Genomic DNA, 22923 nt, shown 5'->3' with positions numbered 1-22923 from the left:
GAACGAATGAAAACAATATTATTAATTGATGATGAACCTAGGATGTTAGATTTACTAATCCTTTACTTAGAGCCTACGTTTCATTGTAAAGCAATGTCATCAGCTAAAGATGCTCTAGTTTATTTAGAGGAAAATCATGTAGACTTAGTGCTGTTAGATATCATGATGCCAGAGATGGCTGGCTGGCAAGCTTGTCAGGAAATAAGGAAGTTTTGGGATGTACCAGTGATAATGCTAACAGCAAAAGGGGAACAGGCTGATATTATAAATGGGTTAAATATTGGGGCAGACGACTATATTTTAAAGCCCTTCGATGAGGAAGAGTTACTAGCCCGTATAAATGCGGTATTAAGAAGAACGAAAGTTGAAGAAAAAGTTATTTTCTTTGAAGGGCTCCGTTTAAATAAAGAATCCTTTGAATTATCCTTTCAACAAGAGGCTATTTCTTTAACGCCGAAAGAATTTGCGATGTTAGCGTTATTTCTTGATTATCAAAATAAAGTATTTTCAAGGGAGCATCTCATCAGTACTGTTTGGGGTTATCATGTATCAATCGAAGATAGAACAATCGACTCACATGTCCGTAATTTACGAGAAAAATTAAGGAAAAGCGGTTTCCCGGCGGATGAATATTTACAGACTGTTTGGGGGATCGGATACAAATGGTACAGGTCAGTTAATAGAAAATAGAAGCTAGAAAAACCAATCTCTGACGATTCCGCAAAGATTGGTTTTTGTTATGAAGGAAACTATAGATTTTTTTGCCTGTTTAGAGCATAGTCGTCTAGGCTAAAGCGCAACATCCTTGAGGTTGCTTCACTCCCACGGACAAAAGTGGTGGAGCGTTATTTTTGCTTCGGGCTCTCTAGCGTTTAGTTCTTATTTTGCTTCTAGCTCTTCTTCTGTAACCCATTTATGATTTTTTACAGCCTCGCCATTTGTTGTAGACGTATAATCAATCATATAAACTGTCGTTTGTATTGCCTCATCGATATGGACAGTCGCATTTTCCATGCCTTCCATATGGGATGCATCGGTTTTGACTTCCGTACCCGGAGCTAATGGAGCCTCACCTTGATTTATCAATTCCTCATGAATAACCCACTTATGATTTTCTACGCGATTTTCACCTGTAGTTGGCTCATAGGAGATAATGTATGCTGTCGTATCATAAGCGCCAACAATCGTTGCTTCTGCGCCTTTCATACCTGCCATGTGTCCATCCGTGATAATGGCGATGCTTCCAACTGGAAACTTTGGATTTTCAGCATTTTTCAAAGTTGTTGGTACTGCGCCAGAGCTTGAATGGTTCATCGTGGAATGATCCATCTCTGTGCTATGTTCAGTTTCGATGTTATTTTTTGAATCGGCTTCTGACTTAGTTGTATCGGCAGAGCAAGCCGATAATGTTAGTAAAGCTACTGCTGCTATTAAGCCAATTGACCACTTTCTTTTGAATAACATATTATATTCCTCCTCACTATTTGCTCTTAATGTAGCAAATAAATGTGCAGAAATTGTGGACAGCATTCATATAGGATTCCTAAAACAAAAAGCCCTCTTTAGCATTAAACTAAAGAAGGGCTTACGTTATTTAACAGGAATTATTTTTACTATTTTTTGTAGACGGTATGCAAAAATACCGGCAAATATCGCTAAAATAATATCCTTTGGTAATGGAGGCATCATCCAAAGCCATGCCATCTTATAAGAAAAAGCTTCTGGAGCACTAGCCCATAACTTGTAGGCGAAGTACATCCAATTTGTCCCAAGTAAATAATTAATGGCTGTTGCAATTAAAGCAGCAATTACATAGCTTTTTTTCGTTCCACTGCGCTCTACAATAAGCCCTGCAACATATGCAGCTAATATAAAAGTAACAATAAAACCGAATGTAGGACTTAAAATTTGTCCAAAGCCCCCACTGAAACGTGCAAATACAGGGGCGCCTGCTAAACCTATGCACATATAAACAGTACAAGCGAGTGCACCTTTTCTACTGCCAAGAATAAGTCCTGCTAATATAGCAAAAAATGTTTGTAGCGTGATGGGTACGCCACCAACAACCATAAAAGGTACAAAGGAAGTAATATTAGCGCCAATCATCATCAATGTTGAAAATAGTCCAATATAAGCAATATCTACTGTTCTTAATTTGTGATGCGAGTGTTCCGCTACTGTTGTCATTATTTCACCCCTAATAAGTAATATTGATAATAATAGTGTAAAAAAATAAACATTTTGTGTCAACCTAATATTTTATATAGGTTAACACAAAATGTTTATCCTTCATAATTTGATAAATAATTACTAGTAATAGACTAACTATTAAAATATATGATAGAATCGTCATAATTTTAAAATATCAGATGCAAATGGTGTGACATCTTGTAAAAGTGTCACTTAAAAGGGAAGTCGGTGCAAATCCGACGCTGTCCCGCAACTGTAACGAGGAGTTCTATGATGATTTAGGCCACTGTTCTAGAATGGGAAGGCAATCATAGGGACATTGATTCGAAGCCAGGAGACCTGCCAATTAGCGAATATCTGTAATGCCCACGAGGATGAAAGCGATTACGGACAATAGTAGAAGGGAATCTTTCTGACTTTGTTTAATCTAGGGTATTTCTATGCGTATTTTGCATGGAATACCCTTTTTTTATCTTCATTAAGTCTATTATTAATGATTAGGAGTTAATAAACAGATGAATAAAAAAATTATGCTACTATCAATGACTCTTCTTTTAGTACTAATCATTTCAATGACAATTGCCATAATGGTTGGATCGGTTTCTGTGACGCCAATTCACGTATGGAAGGTTATCCTTTCCAAAATACCAATTGTACAAAACTCAATCGAGCAAGATTGGAGTCGTTCACAGGAAATTATTATTTGGCAAATACGAGTTCCGCGTGTATTGCTCGCTGCTATTGTTGGAGCAGGGTTGGCAATTGCAGGAGCAGCTATTCAGGCTCTTGTCCGTAATTCAATTGCCGAACCATATATTTTAGGGATATCTTCTGGTGCAACGGTTGGGGCCACAGCTGTCATCATTTTAGGTGCTTTTTCATTTCTTGGCGTTTATGCTCTTTCCGTATCTGCATTTATAGGTTCTCTGACAGCAATGGCGTTAGTTTTCTTCTTAGCATGTGTTGGCGGTAGAGTTTCTGTCTTTCGACTTTTACTTTCAGGGATGGCGGTGTCGTTTATTTTATCTGCTATTTCAAATTTTATATTAATGACGTCGAAGCAAGAGGGCGGAATGAAGGCAGTTATGTTTTGGATGCTAGGAAGCTTAGCGGGTGCGAAGTGGAGTAATCTTTTAATTCCTACAGTTATTTTTATCGTGGTATTTGCCTTGTTATGGCTCCATTATCGAAGCTTAAATTTATTACTTCTTGGGGAAGAAGCAGCGGTTACATTAGGGGTTAACTTACAACAATTTCGAATACAGCTTATCTTATTAGTATCGTTATTAACGGGTGTGCTTGTCGCAGTAAGTGGTTCAATCGGATTTGTTGGCTTAATCATTCCGCATATTGTACGGCTGATCGTAGGTTCAAACCATAAATATGTCATACCGATTAGTGCTTTGTTTGGGGCGATTTTCTTAGTGTGGGCAGATGCACTTGCTCGGATTATAATTGCCCCTGAAGAAATGCCAATTGGAATTATCACAGCTTTTTGTGGAGGGCCGTTTTTCATTTGGCTACTACGTCGTAACAATTATTCTTTCGGTGAAGGGGATTAAAGCATATGACATTAGAGACGAAACAAGTATCTTTCTCCATTTCTGATGAGCGCATATTACATGAAGTAAGTGTACAAATAAAGGAAAAACAATTTGTTGGGTTAATCGGTCCAAATGGTAGTGGGAAGTCAACGCTATTAAAGAATATGTATCGTTTATTAAAACCAGAAAGTGGAACAGTTTTATTAAATGAACAGGATATTTTAAAGCAATCGAGTAAAAGTATTGCGAAAAATTTAGCAGTAGTGAGTCAAGAAACGCCGGTCGTATTCGATTTTACCGTACATGATTTAGTCAGTATGGGAAGAACACCACATAAAAAACTATTTGAGCTTGATCAGGAACGAGATTTTCAAATTGTAAAAAATGCACTAGATCAAACAGGAATTGCTCATTTAGAGAAACGTAGCTTTAGTTCTCTTTCAGGCGGAGAAAAAAAGCGTGTGATGGTTGCCCGTGCCCTCGCTCAGCAAGCACAGATGCTTATTTTAGATGAGCCAACAAATCATCTAGATATTCAGCATCAATTGCAGCTAATGGATCTAATTCAAACCCTACATTTAACAGTTGTTGCGGCAATACATGATTTAAACATTGCAGCTATGTATTGTGATCAAATTTATGTTTTACAGCAAGGGCGAATTGTCAATTTTGGAACACCAGAAGAAGTACTTACACCAGCATTATTACAAGATGTTTTTGGTGTTTACGCTGATATTCAAACACATCCACTTACAGGGAAGCCTTATTTAACGTATGTCTCAGAGCAATTTACGAAGAAAGCTTTAAAACTACATAAATAAAGTACGGTTCTTCGGCAAAACGAGGGGTGATTTCCGTTCCGACTGAGCGCAGATGTTTTTTGTGCGAAAGCGAAGCGGCAGCAACAGATGTTTTTTGTGCGAAAGCGAATAGTTTGGAACAGAAACCACCCTTATTTAAAGCGCAATAACATTCACAAAGATTTTCTTGTCCATTATCGCTATGAGGTGTGTCTGTAATAACAGATACGCCTGTTATTTATGGATAGGACCATTGTTAATAGAAGATAAAGCTTCATTAACTTCAAAAATTTTACCACGAATATTTGTTATCCCAAAGCTTGTTAATCGAGCAGAGTGCATGGCTAAATATTTTTCTGCGCTTTCCTTCGTTTCGAATAAATAAACACCACCAGCTTCTTTAGCTACCGTATCCTCAGTCCAAATTTTCCACATGATTCCTTGTTCGTCATTAATGCTATGAGCTAAATCTTTAAATCCTTCAGACATTTCATCACCAAAAGGACCGTCCATTGTAAAATCAACTTGTAACAAATAAACCATTCAGCAAAACTCCTTTTCTCTTCATTTATATAGTAATTATAACGAAAAGTAAATTTCCAATATTGGTCCATAATACAAAGAATAGGAGTCAAATAAATTAAGATACTGCTTTCAATCCTGCCACACCAATGATAATAGCAATGATACTAATAATCCTCTTCATATTTTTAGACTCCCCGAAGAATATAATATTTACGAGAACAGCACCAACTGTACCAATTCCAACCCAGACTACATAGGCAATGCTTAACTGTAAATAGTTAAAGGATGTATACAAAAGCACAAAGGACATTCCAAAGCCGCCCGCATATATTAATAAATTACGTATAGTTTTTTCCTGACTATAAAAGCGTAAACCTACAACACCGATAATTTCTGAAATTGCAGCTAATAAAACAAGTAACCAACCCATTATGCATTAGCTCCTTTCTTTTCAGCATGATCTTTTGAAGGGTTATCAGCTAAATTAAGACCAATAACACCCAGTACTATAATGAAAATGAAAATTCCTTTAATAGCATTAAATTCACCGTCAAAAATAAAAATGTCCATTAATGTAGTACCAATTGTACCGACCCCAGCGAAAGTCGCATAAACAGTTCCTGTAGGTAGATTTTCACAAGCCTTCGATAAGAAATGAAAATCCAACGCAATTAAGGACACGATAATAACCCAATGCCACCAAGAGTCGGCAACATTAAAACCAAATATCCAAAACAATTCAAACAAACTAGTTAATCCAACATATATCCAATCTTTTTGCATAATTAGAGATTCCTTTCACGTGATAGTTTTCAATGACTGACATTCAGTCATTTTTAATGTAAAAGAGAACGTCACTTATGGGTGACGTAGGCCAAGTGCATGGTGTAAAAAGTCAAGGAGCTCGAGCTTAACAAGTTTCATCGTTGCATCTTTGCAATCATCAAACAAATAAACTTGTTCAGCTGCAGATTCGATTAAACCTATAATGAGCTTGGAAGACCGTGAAGTATCTATCGAAGCACGTATCGTTCCTTGTTGTTGAGCTTGTAATAAAAAATCATCCATCCATGCATAATAGGGAGCATAGATATTTTCCCACTCTTTCAAATGCTCAGTTTGTGCAATACCAGCATAGATGAGTGCAACGAGATCGCCATATTCTTTTGTTATAGAAAAGCCAACGTCTACAACTTCTTCAAGTTGTTGTTCAAAAGGCTTTTGAGTTGATACGCCTTCTTCAATTGCAGTAATAATTTTTTCAACCATAACTTTCGCGATAGCTGGCATTACTGAAAGCCGTGAAGGGAAATAAAGATAAAATGTTCCTTGTGCGATACCTGCAGCTTTTACGATATCTGAAACCTTAGCCTTTTCAATTCCTTTTTCACGAAAAACTTCAATAGCAGCCTGAATAATTTTCTCTTCCTTTGACATGAAATCCCTCGCTTTTGACCTGCTTATTTAAATGTTACAAAATAGTTGAAATAAAGTCAAAGGAAAATGACTGAAAATCAGTCATTTTTCCCGTGTATACATATTTCCTATTCGGGGAACTTTATTTCTGAAAGGAATTGATGAAAATGGAAGAGATTAAATTGGCACAATTAGATCAGCAACAGCTTGACAAAATTAATGAGCTAGAGAAGACAATTGGCGTGACATTAGTGGCATATGATTCTTCAGCAATGCCAGCACAGAGTTCTAGTGCCTATGAGTCAAATAATAATCATCACCCTTCATAAAAAATTAAGCGAGAATACCTTGCAGCAATGTGAGGTATTTCTACTTTGTATATAATGCAATGGGAGTTGTTACAAATGATGAAAGATTTCTATGCGGATTTACATATTCATATTGGACGTACTTCTAGTGGACGAGCTGTCAAAATTACGGGCAGTAAGATGCTAACATTAACAAGAATTCTTGAGATTGCTAGTACAAGAAAGGGACTAGATATTATCGGGATTATTGATTGTCATGCACCAGAGATAATGGATGAAATGGTAGGGATGATTGAACAAGGGGAGCTAAAGGAGCTAGTACAGGGAGGACTTCGTTATCAAGACACAACCCTTATTCCAGGCACGGAAATTGAGATTTATGATCAGCATTGCCTTGGACCAATCCATGTACTTGCCTATTTTCCAACACTTTCGCTTATGAGGGAATTTTCAAATTGGATGTCTCATCATATGAAAAATATCCATTTAAGCTCTCAGCGAATCTATTGTGATGGTCAAACATTGCAACAAAAGGTTCGTGAGTTAGGAGGGCTTTTTATTCCTGCTCATGTTTTTACACCATTTAAAAGCCTGTTTGGAAAAGGGGTACATCGTAGTTTAACAGAAGTATTTGATCCCCAACTTATAGATGCGATTGAGCTAGGTTTAAGTTCTGATACTGATATGGTGAGTCACATTAGAGAGCTTCAAGCATACACATTTGTCAGCAATTCTGATGCACATTCACTTGGCAAAATTGCACGCGAGTATCAAAAATTAAGACTATCTGATGCCAATTTTACAGAATTAAAAATGGCGCTTCATGAACAGCAAAAACGAGCTATAACAGCTAATTATGGCTTAAATCCTTTGCTTGGTAAATATTATCAGACCGTCTGTGCAAAATGTGGTGAACAGCTTTGCAATATGGCGACAATCTGTACTAACTGTGAAAGTACTCAAATTATTAAAGGGGTTTCTTTACGTATTATAGAGCTATCAGAGCAGCTGACGGATAAACATGTTCGACCACCATATATTCATCAAGTACCACTGGAATTTATTCCAGGTCTAGGGCCGAAAATGATGGAAAGATTACTACAAGCATTTGATACAGAGATGAAGATCTTGCATCGAGTTTCACTAGAACAGCTTGAACAAATCGTACCATATAAGATTGCTAAGGTGATCGATTTAGCAAGAACAGGACAATTAGCAATTGAAGCTGGTGGCGGGGGGACTTATGGAAAGATACAAAGTGAATAAAAACACTTGCTCATATTTACCCCATTTTCATCCTTCATCTATTAAAATAGTAATTAGTAGAAGTGGAGGGAGTAATTATGCAATTATCAAAGAAATTTCGATTTTTAGCGGCTGGTGTACTGGCGTTGCAATTAGCGATGCCAGTAGGAGCAAACGCTGTGGAGCAGAGAGATTCCATAGCGCCAAGTTGGGTGTCTCAGGCGGATTACGTAGCACTTGGCGATTCCTTGGCACATGGTATGAATGAGGTTGGCATAATTGGTTTAGGTTACGCAGATTTTGTGGCACAAGCTTTACATCAAGATGGTTTCATAACTTCTTATAATAAGGGGTTTGCTTATTCAGGCTACACAACAAAAAATGTATTGGAAGATATACAAAATGATGTGGAAAAGCCTGTAACAGGATTCGGTTATCAAAGTGACAAGGTAAAACTTCGTACGTCTATTAAAGAGGCTGAAATCATTACTTTGACAGCTGGCGCCAATGATTTAATACCTATTTTAAAAGAGTCTCAGACAACTGGTATTAATGCAGCAGCGATGTTAAAGGCATCACAAGGAGCAATAAAAACTATTGCAACAATTTTAGAAGAAATTAAGAAGTTAAATCCGAACGCTCAAGTGTATGTTATGGGATATTATAATTCTTTCCCGTACTATAGGGAGGATGTACAGAAACAATTTAAAATGCTATTAACAGTTATGAATACAACGATTAAAACAACTGTTGAAAAAGCAGGAGCTATCTTTGTACCAACTTACGATATTATAGCGAAAGATGTTCCAAGCTATTTACCAAACCCAGAAAATATTCATTTAAGTGAAGCAGGTTATTTAGCAGTAGCGAACGAGGGTTTTTTACCAGCGATTAAAGAAAGTACTTTATGGGATGTATCAAAGGCTATCCAAGTAAACATAAAAGATAGTACAACTGTAAAACTAAGCTGGCAAGAAGCGAAGGATAATGTAGGGATCACTAATTACAACGTATATGTAAACGGTAAGCTAGCATTTACACAAAATGCAGATACAACAGCTATAACTTTAGATAAATTATCAAAAAATACTGCATACACGGTAAATGTTAAAGCAGTAGATGCAGCTGGCAATGAAAGTGTTCAAAGTCCAACAGTTACTTTTACTACAGAAAGGACTTTAAGCTTTACTGATATAGAAAATCATTGGGCGAAGGAATTTATTCTGAAGGCCGCAGAAGAAGGGATTATGAAAGGCTATGTAGATGGTACGTTTAGACCTGAACAAAATGTTACCCGTGCACAGGCTGCTAGTATACTTGTTAGAAGTCTAGGTTTAACGACGAAAGAACAGGCACCATTTACAGATATATCAAGCTATGATGTCGGCACGCAGTCAGAAATTGCAGCAGCTTACGCATATGGGCTAGTTAAGGGAACGGGTGAGAAGTTTAACCCAGGACAGCCAGTTACTCGTGCTCAATTAGCATTAATGATTAATCGTGCATATGAACATCAGCTAAAACACCCTTATGCTGTGAAAGGAAAAGCACCATTTTCTGATATTGCTTCTTACAATGAAGAAACTAAACGTGCAATAACAATGTTATATGAACAAGGTATTGTTAGAGGTAATGAAGGGGAATTTTCACCAGAGGCTCCGACAAAACGTAGCCATGCAGCAAAAATATTTGTGAATTTTAGTAGTCTATTAAAAAATACTGAAGTCAAATAATAATAAAACAAAGCAGTTCACTAAATCTCATTTAAGATTTAGTGAACTGCTATTATTTTTCTTATTTACGATAGTCTAGCAATAATACCTTCCTCATCGTCTAGAACGAGTGCGATACCAGTTGAAAATGGATCAAGATGTAGGACATCTTTAATCCATACACGTAGTGCGCCAATCATGGCTGCGGTATTGAATATCTCGATTTGCCCATTAACTTCAACTTCTGCACCAAAGCCTGTGTCATCATCGTATGTTAGTTCTACAAGTACATCTTCAGGGCGAATGTTTTTATAATAGGCTTGTGATAAGCAAATTGCATTAATAATATCTTGCTCATTAATTACTTGTGCCATTGTGCTTCCTCTTTACGTTTTTTGTCTTTAAACATATTAATAACTTTTACAACTAGCATTACAATAATAGCGATGGCTGCAACGTTAACTATTAAGCCTAAAATGTTACCAAGCATACCCATTCCGCTGAAAAGACCTCCGAATAATAAGCCTGCTAAGCCACCAAGCATTAAACCTTTCATAAGGCCACCTGAGAAGAAGCCGCCTTTCTTAGCTGTTGAATCCGTTTTGTTCGTGTTTTTATTTGTTGTTACATTATTTTGATCTTTAGAAGTATCCTGAGATTTTTGGATATTTGAGCTATTGTTATTATTGTTTGAATATCCTTTTTTACCTGATTTATAGGATTTAGCTTCTGCAGTTGGTGTATCAGAAATGAACAATGTTGCACCAACAGTCGAAAACATAAGTGTAGCTGCAAAAAGAGCGGCAAGAATTTTTTTCATTACTTATATTCCTCCAATATAATATTTAGATTCGTCATAAACTAGTTCTTAATAGTAATCTTACATGAACAATCACGAAAAATAAAATAATCGCTTTCATTAAATTAGGTATATCAACAAATTTGAACAAGAAGTGTCAATAGGGAATAAGTGTAAAAATGGTGTAAAAAGAAAGGTGTGAGACGGTGAATACAGCAATAGTATTAACAATTGCAATTTTTTTATTGTTATATATAACGGAAAAAAGACGATTCTTCAATGCAGTAGTGCTAGGTTTTTTAGGTTTGTATATTTTGAGCACAATAATTAGTCATTATCCTTTATTACTACCAAATGAACAGGGGATTATGTCAAAAATGGGGATAGTCATTATACTTGGCAGTTTCCCGAGTATGATGTTTATATTATCGATTGCTACATTTTTTAATAGTAAAGTTTTACTTGAAAAAGAAGGACGTAAAGTTCGTAATCTATTGTTAGCTGTTTTTGGCTTAGTATTTTTTATCATGATGATTTGGTATGTATTTGTTATTTTCACGAATATCGAACATGAGATTTGGCATATTCTTTTCTTCTATGCGTTTTTGATTTTTGGTTATACAATGTTTTTATATACAAGTGTGATGGCTTATGCGACTATATACCTTTTTACACCCATTTTCTATGAGCCTAACTATATTATTGCGCTAGGATCAGGGCTAATTGGTGATAAAGTACCGCCACTTTTAGCTAGTCGTTTAGACGAGGCGGTAAAGCAATATAAAAAATATGGGGAACGACCTTACATTATTGTCTCAGGTGGTCAGGGAAGTGATGAAAAAGTATCAGAAGCATATGCGATGAAAAAATATGTAGTTGACGTACATCAAATACCAACTAAAAAAATATTAATGGAAGATCAATCGACAAATACTGAACAGAATTTGGTATTCTCTAAAGAAATTATGGATAAACATGCCCAAGGAAAAAAATATCGATCTTTATTTGTGACGAATAATTTTCATGTTTTTCGAGCAAGTATTTATGCCAAAAAGGCGAGGCTAGATGCACAAGGTGTTGGTTCAAAGACAGCCCTTTACTATTTACCAAATGCCTTTACTCGTGAATTTATCGGTTTATTAGAAATGTATAAATGGATTCATGTTACTATCTTTTTATTCATCACATTGTTCATTGGAATAATATTGAGATCATATGTGTAACCAATTTAGAACTATCTTCCATATAATGTTGGTAAGGCAGTTTTTATATTCATTCAGGAGAAAGCGAAGTGTTAATGAAGGGACAGCTAAAATGTTTTTGTAGCGAAAGCAAAGCGACAGCTACAAGTAGGCCAAGGTGAAATTGATACTGTGCAAGGGGGGAAAACTAATGTATGGACAATTTTTAGCAAAACAAAATAACGAGCGAATTGAATCCCTACAAAAGCTCACGCAAACACAGGATACGTGGTTTGCACAAAAGATTAATTTGATAACGGTTGAAGAAGTGAAATTAACAGTCTTGCACAAAATATTGTATCAAGTTGTGCGAGGACTTTTGAAAAAAAATCAACAAAGACATTTACAAATTATACATCCAGAGCAGACACAGTCAGTACAGGAGAATGTGTTAACGCTTTTAGCAGAATATGATGATTTACTGCGTGAAGCCATTCCACTCCCTATTTATATATTCATTTGGCAAATTTCTTCGCTGGAGAAGTTAGCGAATCGCGTTGAAGTTGTTGATGATGTACTTGATGTATTGGAATGGTATTTTATTCACCAGGATGATCAGGTACAGGCGTTTGATGAAGAAGATTTGGATCATGAGATAATTATTGACTTATACAAAGATGCCATTGAGGAACAGGATGCAGATGCTCAATTTCAGCTTGGAGAATATTATAGTGCAATTGACGATACACATTTCCAACCTAAAAAATCGATAAAGTGGTTTGAGTTAGCGGCAGCACAGGGCAATGCTGACGCACAATATGCACTTGGTAATTTTTATTTTGAAGGTATGGGTGTGCAAGAAAACTATAATCAGGCTTTTATATTGTATGAGGCTGCGGCAAAACAGGGGCATCCAGACGCAGCGAATAACTTAGCCGATATGTACTTTAACGGTGAAGGTGTACAAGAAAATATGGTACTTGCGAAAAAATGGTTCGACTTCGCCGCAAAAAAAGGCGTTGCAGAGGCAATGTTTACGCTCGGAATTATTTACGAGCAGGGACTAGGTGTTGACATTGATGATGAGCAGGCATTTATCTACTATAAAAAATCTGCTGAAGCAGGCTATATTGAAGCACAATATAGGCTGGGAGGAATCTATTTAGAGGGGCGTTTAGGCCAACCTAGAGATGCGAACAATGGGCTATATTGGTATGAAAGAGCTGCGGAGCGATATCATGTAGACGCTTTTTATGATTTAGGATTTATTTGGAGCAAAGGATTAACAGGTATTCGCAATATAGAAAAGGGAATACATTGGTTTAAACAGGCTGCTCTTCAAGGCGATTCTCAAGCTAAATTACAACTAGGGCATATTTATAATAAAGGGGATGGAATAGCTAGAAATATTCAAGAGGCGATTAAGTGGTATGGACTTGCGGCAGATGCAGGTAATGAGGAGGCAGCTATTTTACTTCAAGAATTAAAAGGAATGTAAATTTTTTGTTAAAAACCAACGGGTGTTTAGATTCAATTATTCCTTTTTTCATTTAGGTAAAAGATCTTAGTTTTTAGTTTTTTAATAGGTATATGTTATCGGTTTTTACTCATTGTATAAATACTAATATAATGATGAGATAATTTTGACAAACAAAAACAAGAAGAAATAAGCATGAGTAACAAAAGATGATATAAATTGGCTGCCAAATAGTATATTGGTAGCTTTTTATGTTTCTGAGCAATTAGTTCGATGATAAGGACTTTTTATGCAATTTATGTTAAAAAAATGAGCATAAGAAATTGACAGCTATTTATAAAATGTATAAGGTATATTGAGTGATTTTGAAACAGCGGTTAATAATTTTGGCTCATTTGGTGTTATTTCGGTATATTAATCTGTTGTGTATGATCGAAAATAAGAGCGTGTTTTCTAATATTTTTGTAAACGGAATGGATTTTCCTCAGCCTTGCAAAAGTTCACGTTATGAAAGAAGGAAAATGTGTGATTTTTCAAAAACAGAGAAAGACAACGGCGCTAGATTTGCAACAATACATTGTAAAAATGGATGTACCAAATCACCAGTCAATGGTAAAGCAAATTGAAATGCTAAATTTAACAAAGCAGGATTTACAATATTTAAAAGCCTTTCAACCATTTGTTATGGATAATATTGATGGAATTGTTGACAGGTTTTACTCAATGATTGTAACTGAACGTGACTTAGTAGATATTATTAATAGACATAGTTCTGTAGAAAAATTGAAGGTTACACTACGTCGGCATATTATCGAAATGTTTAATGGGATCATTGATGAAGAGTTTTATCTTAGACGAATTAAAATTGCAAAGGTACATGTACATATAGGTCTAAGAACACAATGGTATATTTGTGCTTTTCAAGATTTGACGGTATCATTTATTGATTTAGTTGAGCAGTATATAACTCATCCAAAGGACCAGTTCAGTACAATTCGAGCTATTTCGAAGATATCTAATTTTGAGCAACAATTGGTTCTAGAAGCATTTGAGAACACTGTTGAGCAGCATAAGGAAATGATGGAACGAAAGAAAGAAGTCGTGGAGAAGAAAATAATAGAATCTTCAGAGGGTCTTGCCACAATATCTCAGGAAACAAATAACTCATTTCAGCGCTTAAGTAAACAATCAGATGAAATTAAACTATTAGCCAAAAAGTCAATTCAAGTGTCGGCGATGGCTGAGAATCAGGCATTAGAAGGTCGGGAACAATTAAAAAGTCAATCACAAAATATGAATAATATTATTCATTCTCTTAATGATATAACGGAAAATACTGAACAGTTGACTGAGATGTCAAAGGAAATGGAATCTATCATGAGTGTTGTCACGAATATTGCGAACCAAACAAATTTGTTAGCATTAAACGCAGCTATAGAAGCGGCTCGTGCTGGAGAAGCGGGGAAAGGCTTTAGTGTTGTTGCGGATGAGGTTCGAAAATTATCGATTCAAACAAAAGAATCTGTTACTTCTGTAGCGACGTTATTACACAAAACGAATGATCGGATTGATAAACTTGTTCATTCCCTTAGTAATATACAAGAAGAGGTCGCATCTGGGGAAGGAAATATGGTACAAACAGAAGGACAATTTACCAATATATTAAATTCTATGACTGAAGCTAAAGAACAAAATGATTGTATGGAAAAAGAAGTTCTAGCGATAGCGGAAATTCTCAATGAATTAGGTATGGCCTTTGAAGAGGTAACGAGTTCTGCTGAAAAATTAGCGAATGTTGCCCAAAATCTAAACTAATTAATATAAAAAACACCACACATTCTAGGACATAAAAACACTATATCAACTATTAATATATATATAATCCAATGAGTCTAGAGGACGTTAGATGGGTGTTTTCATAAAGTTTGAAGAAATGACGCAAAAGTATTTTTGATGATCTCTACATAAATATATAGTAATGAAAAAATGGAGCTATCCCAAATGCTGGGTAGCTCCATTTTTGCTAAATTTGTAAAGTGTTTTGCGTAATTTTTAGGTAAAAAAGTTTATACTGAATAAAGAACTAAAAATAGGGGCGGTTTAACATGAAAACAGTTGTTGTATTAGGTGGCGGAATTACAGGATTGTGCACAATGCATTATTTGCAACGTCAGATTCGAGAGAAAAACCTAGATGTGAAGCTTGTGCTCGTTGAAAAAAATACATATCTAGGTGGCAAGCTGCACTCAGCGTATAAACAAGGCTTTATCCTGGAAACAGGAGCAGATTCCATTGTTGCACGTCATAAAGGTGTTTTAGAGTTAGTAGAGGAACTTGATTTTAAACAGAATCTTGTTTATAACGAAACTGGTATTTCGTATATTTATACAAATAATGAGTTACATGCTATCCCAGCAGACTCGACGTTCGGAATTCCAATGAGCTTACCATCACTTGAGGAAAGTACGCTTGTATCAGAAGAAGGGAAAAAAGCAGCATTAAAGGATTTAACAATGCCAAATGAAGGGTTTACAAAGGAAAGCTCGATTGGGGAATTTTTAACGTATTATTTAGGTGAGGAGCTTGTTCAAAATCAAATAGCACCAGTACTTGCAGGTGTATATTCGGGAGATTTAAATCAACTTTCAATTGCTTCCACATTACCGTATTTAATCGATTATAAAAATGATTACGGTAGTATTATTAAAGGTTTTGATGCAAACAGAGAGCAATTTGTGAAAGCTGCTAATAAAAAATTTATTTCATTTAAAAATGGTTTATCGTCACTAATTGAACGACTTGAAGAAACTTTAACAGATGTAGAAATTGTGAAAGGAATTGCTACGACTAGTGTTAAAAAGCAGGAGAATCAATATATCGTTACTTTAGCAAACGATAAAATGATTGAAGCAGATCATGTTGTTTTGGCACTTCCTAACGATTCGGTACAAAACTTATTGCAAGATGAATCATTGAATCGCTATTTTGGTCAATTCAATACTGCATCAGCCATTACGATTTACTTAGGGTTTGACGTACCCGATCATAGATTACCAGCAGATGGAACAGGCTATATTGTATCACATAATTCCGATGTTATATGTAATGCAGCAACGTGGACAAGTCGCAAGTGGAAGCACACCTCTGCAGAAGGGAAATTACTTGTACGACTTTTTTATAAGAGCATTAACCCTGCGTATGAGAGATTGCGTATGATGACAGATGAAGAATTAGCAGCTGTTGCCTTAGAGGATGTAAGAAAAAGCTTGGGGATTGAGGAAAAACCAACTGTAGTCGATGTGACAAAATGGATTGATCAAATGCCGAAGTATGACTTGGCACATCGTGAGGCGTTACAAGGTCTAGTGCAAGAGCTTGAGAACAACTATCCAAATTTATTAATAGCGGGATGCTCTTATTTTGGAGTAGGCATAGGGGCTTGTATTCAAAACGGGAAAAAAATTGGTGAGGAACTTGCTGAAAAACTATTGTAATTGTTTGATAAAAATCGAAAAATAATATTTTTTTCGTAGAAAATATCTTTTGTTCAGTGAAATAGTCTTGACTCTATCGTTCGTAAACGATATGATTCTTTTAATTATTTAAAAAATTCATACTACATTCTTATCAAGAGAAGCTGAGGGACTGGCCCTATGAAGCTTCAGCAACCAACTTTTTGTCAGGTGCTAAATCCAGAAGACCAATGTGTCGAAGATGAGAAGGAAAAACAATTACGAAACGTAAAAGCCTTCTTTTTTTGAAAGAAGGCTTTTTTATTTGATAGATAAGGGAAGAGAGGCTAGTTTTATGGGATTGCTTGAAAAGTTAAAAACGAATGTTCTTACAGCAGATGGTGCAATTGGTACGCTTTTATACGGCTATGGCTTGGAGTACTGCCATGAGGAAATGAATGTTCAAAGACCAGAATTAATTGAAAAGATTCATAGAGAGTATATAGCAGCTGGAGCCGACATTATTCAAACAAACACGTATGGAGCTAATGCCATAAAATTAGCTCGCTATGGATTAGAATCACGTGTGCAGCAGTTTAATGAAGCTGCTATTACGATTGCCAAACGAGCGGCGGCAGATGGTGGACAATTTGTCTTGGGTACTATTGGAGGAATCCGTGGTATTCGAAAGAGTGATGCAACGTTAGAGGAAATTCTGGCAACGGTTGAAGAGCAAACAACTGTTTTACTTGCGGGAAATCCAGATGGTCTTTTACTTGAAACATATTATGATTTTGAAGAGCTGACAGCAACTTTAACAATGTTACGAGCTAAAACAAAATTACCGATTATTGCGCAAGTTTCTATGCACGAACCAGGCATTTTGCAAAATGGAATGAGTTTAAACGCCGCTTTACATAAACTTGAAGCGCTAGGTGCTGATATCGTGGGTGTTAACTGTCGCTTAGGCCCACACCATACTATTCAAGCATTTGAAGGTGTAGAGCTTCCTGAAAAGGCATTTATGTCAGCGTATCCGAATGCCTCTCTTCTTGATTTGGAGGATGGCCGTGTCGTTTATGAATCTGAGGCAGATTATTTTGGGCGAGCAGCTATAGCACTTCGTGATCAAGGAGTGCGTTTAATAGGTGGCTGCTGTGGTACGACACCCAAGCATATTGCCGCAGTGAAAAAGTATTTAGAGGCGCTATCTCCAGTTGAGGAAAAGCACGCAAAGCCAGAAAAAATCGCAGTTTTACGTGAGGCAGAGCCGCCAAATTATGAGCCGTTACATGTAAAAGTAAAACGAGAACGCTCAGTTATCGTGGAGTTAGATACTCCTAGACATTTAGAAATTGAAGGCTTTATTGAAGGTGCCGAAAAATTGTATAAAGCTGGTGCAGATGTAGTCATGATGGCTGATAATTCACTGGCATCGCCAAGGATTAGTAATATTGCGATGGGTGCCCTATTAAAAGAAGTACATGGGGTACGCCCATTGACACATATAACATGCCGAGATCGTAATTTAATTGGTCTTCAATCACATTTAATGGGATTAAATGCACTTGGGATTCATGATATTTTAGCGGTTACTGGAGATCCGACAAAGGTAGGTGATTTCCCAGGGGCGACTAGCGTTTATGACGTATCTTCAATGGAACTAATCCAATTAATAAAACAGTTAAATGAAGGTGTATCGTTCTCAGGGAAACCACTTCGTAAAAAGGCGAATTTCTCTGTAGCGGCAGCGTTTAATCCTAATGTACGTGTACTAGATCGTGCTGTGTCTCGATTAGAAAAGAAAATTGAACATGGGGCAGATTATTTTATTTCACAGCCTGTTTATACAAAGGAAAAAATCGTGGAAATTTACGAGGCGACAAAGCATTTAGAAACACCAATATATATAGGTATTATGCCAGTAACGAGCTATAAAAGTGCGGAGTTTTTACATCATGAAGTACCAGGCATCAAACTATCAGATGATGCGTTAACGCGTATGAAGGCTTGTGGTGATGATAAGGAACGCGCAACACTAGAAGGGATTGCAATTGCCAAGGAATTAGTAGAAGTAGCAGCGGAATATTTCAATGGTATTTATCTTATCACACCGTTTCTGCGCTATGATATGACACTTGAATTGATGAAATATATTGAGCAATTGGATGAACAGAAAAAAGGGGTAAGTATAAATGGCTAAGCACTTGATTGAAGAACAACTTGAGAAACGAATATTAATTCTTGATGGCGCAATGGGTACAATGCTACAAAATGAAAATTTATTAGCGGAGGATTTTGGCGGCGAGGAATACGATGGCTGTAATGAAAATCTTGTGCTAACTAGACCAGATGTGCTTGAAAAAGTTCATAGAAAATATTTAGAGGCTGGAGCAGATATTATTTGTACAAATACATTTGGTGGAACACCACTTGTACTAAACGAATATGATCTTGGCGCAAAGGCAGAAGAGATCAATAAACGTGCTGTGGAAATTGCGCGCAAAGTAGTAGATGAATTTTCAACATCCGATTGGCCACGTTTTGTAGCGGGGGCTATGGGGCCAACTACAAAAACCTTGTCGGTAACAGGTGGTATTTCATTTGACGAGTTAGAGGAAAACTTTTACGTTCAGGCCAAGGCATTAATCGAAGCTGGGGCGGACGTTCTATTGCTAGAAACAAGTCAGGATATGTTGAATGTGAAGGCGGGGACTCTAGGAGTATCTCGTGCTTTTGAAGCAACTAGAAAAGAGCTCCCTGTGATGATATCGGGAACAATTGAACCGATGGGCACGACACTTGCCGGTCAAACAATCGATGCTTTCTACATTTCTATTGAGCATATTAAGCCGTTATCAGTTGGCTTAAACTGTGCGACGGGACCAGAGTTTATGACTGACCACATTCGCTCACTAGCAGAGCTTTCAACTGGCTATATTAGCTGTTATCCGAATGCGGGCTTACCTGATGAGGAAGGTTGCTACCATGAGTCGCCTGAATCGTTATCTCAGAAATTAAAAGGTTTTGCAGAAAAGGGTTGGCTGAATATTGTCGGAGGTTGCTGTGGTACAACGCCAGCACATATTGCAGCAATTCGAGAGGTGCTAAGGAACGAAAAGCCTCGCCAATTACCAGTTGCAACGCATGGTCATGTAGTATCAGGTATCGAGCCATTAGTGTACGACGATTCCATGCGTCCATTATTTATTGGGGAACGTACAAATGTCATCGGCTCTAGAAAGTTTAAAAATTTAATTATTGACGGAAAATTTGAGGAAGCAGCTGAAATCGCTCGTGCCCAAGTGAAAAATGGAGCACATGTTATTGATATTTGTTTAGCGAATCCGGATCGCGATGAATTAGCTGATATGCAAGGTTTTATGCAAGAGGTTGTAAAAAAAGTAAAAGTACCTCTTGTTATTGACTCGACAGATGAAAAAGTAATTGAAGAGGCACTTAAGTTTTCTCAAGGAAAAGCTATCATCAATTCTATTAACTTAGAAGATGGCGAGGAGCGTTTTGATGCAGTTTTACCGTTAGTGAAAAAATATGGTGCCTCCTTAGTTGTGGGTACAATTGATGAGCAAGGCATGGCGGTTGATCGACACCGCAAGCTAGAGATTGCTGAGCGATCCTATAATTTGTTAACAGAAAAGTGGGGCATTGCACCTGAGGATATCATTTTTGACCCATTAATGTTCCCTGTAGGTACGGGAGATGAGCAGTATATTGGCTCAGCACTTGAAACAGTTGAAGGGATTCGCCTTATTAAAGAAAAAATGCCACGTACATTAACAGTGCTTGGTGTAAGTAATATTTCATTCGGATTACCGCCTGTAGGTCGGGAAGTATTAAATGCTGTGTATTTATATCACTGTACACAGGCTGGTTTAGATTATGCAATTGTTAATACCGAAAAGCTGGAACGTTATGCATCTATTCCTGAAGCGGAAATTAAGCTAGCCAATGAATTACTCTTTAATACAAATGACGAAACGTTAGCCGTTTTCACGGATTTCTATCGTGATAAAAAGAAGGAAAAAACGGAGGCAGATATTCCGAAAACGGTAGAAGGTCGTTTGGCTTACTATATTCTAGAGGGTACAAAGGAAGGTCTTATTGAGGATTTAGATGCTGCTCGTGAAATTTTCCAAATGCCACTAGATATTATTAATGGACCATTAATGGATGGAATGGCTGAGGTTGGTCGCTTATTTAATGATAATCAGCTAATCGTAGCGGAAGTATTGCAATCAGCAGGAGTTATGAAGGCAGCAGTGGCACATTTAGAACAATTTATGGAGAAAAATGAAGAGAGTACTGGTAAGGGGAAAATGGTACTTGCTACTGTAAAAGGTGATGTGCATGATATTGGGAAAAACCTAGTCGATATTATTTTAAGTAATAATGGCTATAAAGTTGTTGATCTTGGCATTAAAGTAACACCTGCCCAATTAATTGAAGCCATTCGTAAGGAAAAGCCAGATTTCATTGGACTTTCTGGCTTACTTGTAAAATCAGCACAGCAAATGGTTATTACAGCTCAGGACTTCAAGGAAGCGGGTATTGACGTACCGATTTTAGTAGGAGGGGCTGCATTATCTCGTCGCTTTACTGAAACGAAAATCGCCGGCGAATATAATGGACCTGTCATTTATTCAAAGGATGCGATGCAAGGATTAGAGCAGGCGAATCGGTTAATGGGGGCGGATACACGTGCTGACTTCTTAGTTGAAATTGAGGAATCACGGAAAAAACGTTTAGAGGCAGACGAAAAAAGAGCGGCTCGTCCTGCAAAAGAAGTAACTGTAAAGCCTGCACGCACGGTACAAGAAGCTTCTGTCTTTCTTCCGGCTGATTTGCGACGCCATGTAAAGCGAGAGTATGCTGTTTCGCATTTATATCCATATGTTAATATGCGGACATTACTCGGACATCATCTAGGTTTAAAGGGGCAAGTACAGCAATTGCTTGATGCTGGTGATGCAAGAGCAACAGAATTAAAAGACTTAGTCGATGATTATTTGCAAGGTGATCTATTGAAGCCATCAGGTATGTATCAGTTTTTCCCTGCTCAAGCAGATGGGGATGATGTAGTCGTTTATGACCCAGCGGATAGTAAAACGGAAATTGAACGATTTACCTTCCCGCGTCAGCAGGTTGAACCGTTTTTATGTCTAGCAGATTACCTAAAAACAGTCGAAAGCGGTGAAATGGACTATATTGCCTTAATGGTCGTAACGGCAGGGCAAGGTGTCATGGCAAAGGCTCGTCAGCTAAAAGAAGAAGGGAAATTCCTCGAAAGTCATGCATTACAATCTACAGCGCTTGAGCTTGCGGAAGGCTTTGCGGAGCGTATGCACCAAGAAATTCGTGACCAGTGGGGCTTCTCAGATGCGACAGATTTTACAATGCGTGATCGATTTGCGGCAAAATATCAAGGACAGCGCTTCTCATTCGGCTATCCTGCATGTCCGAACCTAGAGGATCAAGAGAAATTGTTTGGTTTATTAAAACCGGAGGACATTGGTGTTCATTTAACGGAAGGCTTTATGATGGAGCCAGAAGCTTCTGTGTCGGCGATTGTCTTTGCACATCCGGATGCTCGATATTTTAATGTGTAAAGTTGAAATAAGTGACTCATCACTGAAAGTTGGGGGATGATACTTTGTTAAAACATATGCATAAGTTGATTGGAGTTAGATTCGATGCCCCCTATGACAGTGCGCTTTAGGTCTATTTCTATTAATGAAGGAAGTGAGTATGATGATTCGATTAATGGAAGAGAAAGATTTACCCGAGGTTTTAGCCATCTACAATGACATTATTTTAACGAGCAAAGCTGTTTATCGATATGAGACACAATCGTTAGAAGAAAAAAAGAAGTGGTTTAAGGAGCAGCAAGCATCTAGCAACCCTCTCCTTATCTTTGATGAAAACGGCATAGTAGCCGGCTTTGCAACATATAGTCAGTTCCGTCCATACCCCGGTTATAAACACACTATGGAGCACTCAGTGTATGTGCATAAAGATCACTATCAAAAGGGTATTGCTACGAAGTTAATGCATGAACTTATTCGAATTGCAGAAGAGCAAGGTGTGAAGACTCTCGTAGCTGGCATTGATGGTGAAAATATGGGCAGCATTAAAGCACATGAAAAATTAGGCTTTGAATATGCAGGGACAATTAAAAATGCGGGCTTTAAATTTGGACAATGGCTAGATCTTATGTTTTATCAGCTACATTTAACTGGACCAAAAGCATAAAAAA

The 22923-nt window shown here is 37.1% G+C and carries 21 protein-coding genes and 2 riboswitches; of the genes, 13 read left to right on the top strand and 8 right to left on the bottom strand.

The features are described from left to right. Positions 1–6: 6 nt before the first annotated feature. On the top strand, positions 7–690 hold the full coding sequence (locus BFJ97_RS20175; protein WP_068986437.1) for a response regulator transcription factor: 684 nt from the start codon (positions 7–9) through the stop codon (positions 688–690). Between the two features lie 189 nt (positions 691–879). Here BFJ97_RS20175 and BFJ97_RS20170 read toward each other — a convergent pair whose 3' ends face one another. Together BFJ97_RS20170 and BFJ97_RS20165 are read right to left on the bottom strand one after the other, a co-directional pair. After that, complete coding sequence (locus BFJ97_RS20170) at positions 880–1464, bottom strand: YdhK family protein (protein ID WP_068986436.1); 585 nt, start codon at positions 1462–1464, stop codon at positions 880–882. A gap of 126 nt (positions 1465–1590) precedes the next feature. Then, a complete protein-coding gene (locus BFJ97_RS20165; protein ID WP_068986435.1) occupies positions 1591–2187 on the bottom strand; it encodes a biotin transporter BioY in 597 nt (198 codons plus the stop codon). Between the two features lie 172 nt (positions 2188–2359). Next, positions 2360–2551, top strand: a riboswitch (cobalamin riboswitch). A 154-nt stretch (positions 2552–2705) separates the two neighbouring features. Here BFJ97_RS20165 and BFJ97_RS20160 point away from each other — a divergent pair. Both BFJ97_RS20160 and BFJ97_RS20155 read left to right on the top strand, forming a co-directional pair. Continuing rightward, positions 2706–3752, top strand: coding sequence for a FecCD family ABC transporter permease (locus BFJ97_RS20160; protein ID WP_068986434.1), 1047 nt, complete (start codon positions 2706–2708; stop codon positions 3750–3752). Between the two features lie 5 nt (positions 3753–3757). After that, entirely contained in the window at positions 3758–4555 is a 798-nt protein-coding gene (locus tag BFJ97_RS20155) for an ABC transporter ATP-binding protein (RefSeq protein ID WP_068986433.1), read from the top strand. Positions 4556–4768: 213 nt separating this feature from the next. Here the strand turns inward: BFJ97_RS20155 and BFJ97_RS20150 are convergent, their stop codons facing one another. From BFJ97_RS20150 to BFJ97_RS20135, 4 genes are all read right to left on the bottom strand, one after another. Then, the gene (locus BFJ97_RS20150) at positions 4769–5077 is read right to left on the bottom strand and encodes a monooxygenase (protein WP_068986432.1); all 309 of its coding nucleotides are present in this window, start codon (positions 5075–5077) and stop codon (positions 4769–4771) included. A 97-nt stretch (positions 5078–5174) separates the two neighbouring features. Continuing rightward, positions 5175–5489 (bottom strand): DMT family transporter, encoded by a 315-nt coding sequence (locus BFJ97_RS20145; RefSeq protein WP_068986431.1) that lies wholly within the window; start codon positions 5487–5489, stop codon positions 5175–5177. Next, on the bottom strand, positions 5489–5842 hold the full coding sequence (locus BFJ97_RS20140) for a DMT family transporter (protein ID WP_068986430.1): 354 nt from the start codon (positions 5840–5842) through the stop codon (positions 5489–5491). The genes BFJ97_RS20145 and BFJ97_RS20140 overlap by 1 nt, the downstream gene beginning before the upstream one ends. Positions 5843–5917: 75 nt before the next feature. Beyond that, a complete protein-coding gene (locus BFJ97_RS20135; RefSeq protein WP_068986429.1) occupies positions 5918–6496 on the bottom strand; it encodes a TetR family transcriptional regulator in 579 nt (192 codons plus the stop codon). 146 nt (positions 6497–6642) lie between these two features. On the opposite strand from BFJ97_RS20135, the gene BFJ97_RS24900 reads away from it, so the two are divergent. The 3 genes from BFJ97_RS24900 (at position 6643) to BFJ97_RS20125 (ending at position 9761) form a co-directional block, all read left to right on the top strand. Then, on the top strand, positions 6643–6804 hold the full coding sequence (locus BFJ97_RS24900) for a hypothetical protein (RefSeq protein WP_175401818.1): 162 nt from the start codon (positions 6643–6645) through the stop codon (positions 6802–6804). A gap of 78 nt (positions 6805–6882) precedes the next feature. Then, positions 6883–8049: an endonuclease Q family protein gene (locus tag BFJ97_RS20130; RefSeq protein WP_068986458.1), complete on the top strand. Its 1167-nt coding sequence runs from the start codon at positions 6883–6885 to the stop codon at positions 8047–8049. A gap of 77 nt (positions 8050–8126) precedes the next feature. After that, on the top strand, positions 8127–9761 hold the full coding sequence (locus BFJ97_RS20125) for an S-layer homology domain-containing protein (RefSeq protein WP_068986428.1): 1635 nt from the start codon (positions 8127–8129) through the stop codon (positions 9759–9761). Positions 9762–9826: 65 nt separating this feature from the next. Here BFJ97_RS20125 and BFJ97_RS20120 read toward each other — a convergent pair whose 3' ends face one another. Then, complete coding sequence (locus BFJ97_RS20120) at positions 9827–10114, bottom strand: DUF2653 family protein (protein WP_068986427.1); 288 nt, start codon at positions 10112–10114, stop codon at positions 9827–9829. Beyond that, on the bottom strand, positions 10102–10560 hold the full coding sequence (locus BFJ97_RS20115; protein WP_068986426.1) for a hypothetical protein: 459 nt from the start codon (positions 10558–10560) through the stop codon (positions 10102–10104). Before BFJ97_RS20115 ends, BFJ97_RS20120 begins: the two co-directional genes overlap by 13 nt. A gap of 185 nt (positions 10561–10745) precedes the next feature. On the opposite strand from BFJ97_RS20115, the gene BFJ97_RS20110 reads away from it, so the two are divergent. From BFJ97_RS20110 to BFJ97_RS20080, 7 genes are all read left to right on the top strand, one after another. After that, a complete protein-coding gene (locus BFJ97_RS20110; protein ID WP_254660214.1) occupies positions 10746–11762 on the top strand; it encodes a YdcF family protein in 1017 nt (338 codons plus the stop codon). Positions 11763–11931: 169 nt separating this feature from the next. Further along, positions 11932–13218 (top strand): SEL1-like repeat protein, encoded by a 1287-nt coding sequence (locus BFJ97_RS20105; protein ID WP_068986425.1) that lies wholly within the window; start codon positions 11932–11934, stop codon positions 13216–13218. A gap of 504 nt (positions 13219–13722) precedes the next feature. Then, positions 13723–15012 (top strand): globin-coupled sensor protein, encoded by a 1290-nt coding sequence (locus BFJ97_RS20100; RefSeq protein ID WP_068986424.1) that lies wholly within the window; start codon positions 13723–13725, stop codon positions 15010–15012. A gap of 290 nt (positions 15013–15302) precedes the next feature. Next, complete coding sequence (locus BFJ97_RS20095) at positions 15303–16691, top strand: protoporphyrinogen oxidase (RefSeq protein WP_068986423.1); 1389 nt, start codon at positions 15303–15305, stop codon at positions 16689–16691. A 127-nt stretch (positions 16692–16818) separates the two neighbouring features. Then, positions 16819–16918: riboswitch (SAM riboswitch) on the top strand. 86 nt (positions 16919–17004) lie between these two features. Further along, positions 17005–18852 (top strand): bifunctional homocysteine S-methyltransferase/methylenetetrahydrofolate reductase, encoded by a 1848-nt coding sequence (locus BFJ97_RS20090; RefSeq protein WP_068986422.1) that lies wholly within the window; start codon positions 17005–17007, stop codon positions 18850–18852. Then, positions 18845–22276, top strand: a complete 3432-nt coding sequence (gene metH / locus BFJ97_RS20085; protein WP_068986421.1) for a methionine synthase — start codon at positions 18845–18847, stop codon at positions 22274–22276. The genes BFJ97_RS20090 and metH overlap by 8 nt, the downstream gene beginning before the upstream one ends. 142 nt (positions 22277–22418) lie before the next feature. Next, a complete protein-coding gene (locus tag BFJ97_RS20080) occupies positions 22419–22919 on the top strand; it encodes a GNAT family N-acetyltransferase (protein WP_068986420.1) in 501 nt (166 codons plus the stop codon). The last annotated feature ends 4 nt before the right edge of the window (positions 22920–22923 follow it).

Source organism: Lysinibacillus xylanilyticus (assembly GCF_001708185.1).
Lineage (GTDB): Bacteria > Bacillota > Bacilli > Bacillales_A > Planococcaceae > Lysinibacillus > Lysinibacillus xylanilyticus_A.
Note: the sequence above shows the minus strand (reverse complement) of the source record. Positions and strands in the feature narration are given on the sequence as shown.